This is a genomic window from Anaerococcus lactolyticus ATCC 51172 (assembly GCF_000156575.1).
Lineage (GTDB): Bacteria > Bacillota > Clostridia > Tissierellales > Peptoniphilaceae > Anaerococcus > Anaerococcus lactolyticus.
In genome coordinates, this window is the sequence record NZ_GG666050.1 from 4602 (window position 1) to 6832 (window position 2231).

The following is a 2231-nucleotide window of genomic DNA, read 5'->3' on the forward strand; positions in this document are numbered from 1 at the left end:
GAAGATTTTCTATAGCCACTTTGTGAATGAGCGTTTTGAAATGATAGAATTAAAAAAGCCGACTACTGAATTAATTTTTGTTGTTTCAGTATGTCGGCTTAATTGTTACTTTCATTTCAAATTTTAAAAGTCAAGGGCGAGCGTTAGCGAGTTTATTTACCCTTGACTTTTAAAAAGCGAATGGTTTTGCTCCCTGCAAGGGTTTGACTCTAAAGGCACGCAATCACCCTTTAGGGTGTATAATTGCGCCCTTAGAAAATCTAAGGGAGATTTGGTTATTTTATTTTTCTTAATTTTCTCTTATTATTTTTAGTGTTTCTTTAAATTCTTTTGTCTTTGTTGCTTCTTCTATTAGGATTTTTATTTCTTCATCTGTTAGTTCTTCTGAATTTTCTATAAGGCTTTCTAAGATTGCTCCTCTTGTTATTAGCCTATGAGTTCTTTCTTTTCTTCTTTTTATTATGTCTTGTTTTAATATCTTTTGTTCTTGATTTTTTAGTTGCCTTAATCTTTCTTCTGTATCGTTTATTTTATCTTTTATTTCTTTTGACTCTTGTCTTATTTGATCTAATTTTTTCATACTAATCTCCTTTCTTGTATTAAAAAAGAGATAACATTTCTGATATCCCTTTCAATGTTTCACTATTAAAATTTATGTCTTTTGAAATATCATCTATGTTTCTATAATGATTTTCTATTTATTATTCTTTCTCCATTTGTTCCATATTTTTTAACAAGAGCAAAATTTGTTACTTGAATACTTTCTCCATCTTTTTCAAATTCTGAAAATTCATATTCAAACTATCTAAAATTTTCTACATTTATAACTCTGGAAAAGTAATTACACAAATTCATGTTGTGAGTTACCATGATTATAGTAATTCCCTTTTCATTTAATTCTTTCAGAAGTTCCATCACTATCATTTCGTTCTCTTTATCAAGTCCAGAAGTTGGTTCATCAGCTAATATAATCTGGCTTCCTTGCAAAATTAATTTGATAATTGCAATTCGCTGCTGCTCTCCACCGCTTAGCTGATATACTTTTTTGTTAAGCATATCACTCAACTCAAATTGCTTCAAATACTTATTAATTATTTTCAGCTTTTCTTTCTTTTTCATTTTTTTATATTCAAGAGCTAATTTTAAATTCCATAATACGCTTTCGTCTTCTATTAGTCCATAATTTTGAAACAGATATCCTATGGTATATCTTCTCAAAATCATAGCATTTTTGCTGTTTACGGACAAATTTTGATGACCATCAATAGTGATTGTTCCCTCAGATATATCAGTAATCAATCCAATTATATTTAAAAGTGTCGTTTTACCTGCACCACTTTTGCCTACAAGTCCCACAAACTCGCCCTTTTCTATTTCTAAAGATAAATTTTCAAATAGAACCTGATTTTTTCCATATTCTTTTTTGATATTCTTCAATGTAATCAATGACATACTTACGCCCCCTTTTCAATCTCGTATAAAGAGTTTAAGATATAAACTCTATAAAGCAATTCGCAGAATATATAGTCAATAAGTATAATCGCAAAAAGACAAGCAAAATAATAATTTATAACAGTTAATACGCCCGATATAATTAGTTCGATACCCCAAAAAATATAACGATTTTTCAGTGTTCTAAAATGAGAAAATCCTAAAATCTCTTTTGCTGCATATCTCTTTCGATTTACAACAATGTCTACATAGTTTGAAATATACAAAATAAACAGTAAGGACACCATAAAGACAATCGTAAACATAGTGAGCGTTTTAAGAACAAATTTTACATTTTCAAGTTGCATTAAATAAGGTGTAAGTAATGTTCCGGCTGTAACTAATTTCTCAAAATTATATTCTGCTAACAGAGAAGAAAATTCTTCTCTTGACTCCATTTGAAAAAATAGACATCTTCTATTTAAGGAATCCAAATAGTAAAGCCCTCCAAAATCGCCCGTATCAACAATGATAATTGGGTCAGTCATGTCTGAAAAACCATTTTCTGTATTAACTTTTACCGTAGAATCATCATCTATATAGACAACATTAAATTTATCAATAGATTTTTCTTCTCCCGGTATTTTATAAAATTGATCGTAGTTCATCAATCGGTAATATTCTTGCTTAATATATTCTTTAATAGAATTTTCATCGCTCTTATATTTATGAGGAACTAATACTGTTGGTTCATTAAATATATCCTCTCCCAATGGTTTTCCATTGAGTTGGATATTTGA

Annotated in this window: 3 protein-coding genes and 1 pseudogene; all 4 read right to left on the reverse strand. The window is 29.0% G+C overall.

Going from position 1 to position 2231, the window contains the following annotated elements:
- Positions 1-289: 289 nt before the first annotated feature.
- On the reverse strand, positions 290-580 hold the full coding sequence (locus tag HMPREF0072_RS08860; protein ID WP_004829399.1) for a DUF3847 domain-containing protein: 291 nt from the start codon (positions 578-580) through the stop codon (positions 290-292).
- Between the two features lie 128 nt (positions 581-708).
- A pseudogene (locus HMPREF0072_RS12020) lies at positions 709-798 on the reverse strand (single-stranded DNA-binding protein); the annotation flags it as partial.
- Positions 799-801: 3 nt separating this feature from the next.
- A complete protein-coding gene (locus HMPREF0072_RS08865; protein WP_004829401.1) occupies positions 802-1452 on the reverse strand; it encodes an ATP-binding cassette domain-containing protein in 651 nt (216 codons plus the stop codon).
- 2 nt (positions 1453-1454) lie between these two features.
- On the reverse strand, positions 1455-2231 hold a 777-nt coding region (locus HMPREF0072_RS08870; RefSeq protein ID WP_004829403.1), incomplete at its 5' end, for a bacteriocin-associated integral membrane family protein.